The 299-nt window shown below is 58.2% G+C and carries 1 protein-coding gene; it reads right to left on the bottom strand.

The window, feature by feature from the left end; translation table 11 throughout:
• On the bottom strand, nt 1–204 hold a 204-nt coding region (locus APT89_RS23000; RefSeq protein ID WP_446717756.1), incomplete at its 3' end, for a helix-turn-helix domain-containing protein.
• Nucleotides 205–299 lie beyond the last annotated feature (95 nt).

Below are 299 nucleotides of genomic sequence, written 5' to 3'. Positions count from 1 at the left end.
ACGGTTCGGGGAATGGTGCGGTATGCGCGGGCGGTCCTGAAGGCCGGCGGCACCTTCCTGAGCCCAGCGGCGAAGCCACTTGTAGGCGGTGGCAGGAGAAATGCCGAACTGACGGCAGAGGGAACGAATGTTCGCCCCGTCCTGCGAGGCGAACAAAACAAACTCGGTACGTAATGACATGGTATCTCTCGCATCCCAGGGCATAAGCGACTCCATAGACGGGTTCTTATGCCTCAGTTGTAAGTGTCTACCATGTCCCCGAACAAGTGTTCACTATGTCCCCGGACCGTACACCCTCA

Source organism: Enterobacter sp. 50588862 (assembly GCF_001462935.1).
GTDB lineage: Bacteria > Pseudomonadota > Gammaproteobacteria > Enterobacterales > Enterobacteriaceae > Enterobacter > Enterobacter bugandensis.
The sequence above is the reverse complement of the archived record's forward strand: the minus strand, read 5'-3'. Positions and strand labels throughout refer to the sequence as shown.